The organism is Nocardia cyriacigeorgica (assembly GCF_010858045.1).
GTDB classification, from domain to species: domain Bacteria; phylum Actinomycetota; class Actinomycetes; order Mycobacteriales; family Mycobacteriaceae; genus Nocardia; species Nocardia cyriacigeorgica_E.
In genome coordinates, this window is the sequence record NZ_JAAGVC010000393.1 from 1 (window position 1) to 277 (window position 277).

Here is a 277-nt window from a genome sequence, read left to right on the forward strand (position 1 = left end):
GGTCTGCGCCGAAGCGGCCCGCGACACGGCCCACGTCCCGGCTGCTGACGGCGAACACGGTGCTATCGATGTCGGGGTGAGCATCCAGCAGCGCCTGGGTGAACTTCTCGACCGGTGGTGTGGTCGTTCGTGCACGACGACAGCGCCAGCGCCGCGGTGTGGTTCGGCCCCGAGGGCGCCCTCGCGGTCGGAGACGGGGCGGTGGTGATCGAATCATCCACGCTGTCACCGGGTTATGCGCAGCGCTGGATGGACGAAGCCGCCGCGGCGGGGGCGC

Annotated in this window: 1 pseudogene; it reads left to right on the forward strand. The window is 71.1% G+C overall.

Annotated features, from left to right (window positions below):
• Nucleotides 1-117: 117 nt before the first annotated feature.
• Nucleotides 118-277, forward strand: a pseudogene (locus GV790_RS31950) (NAD(P)-dependent oxidoreductase); the annotation flags it as partial.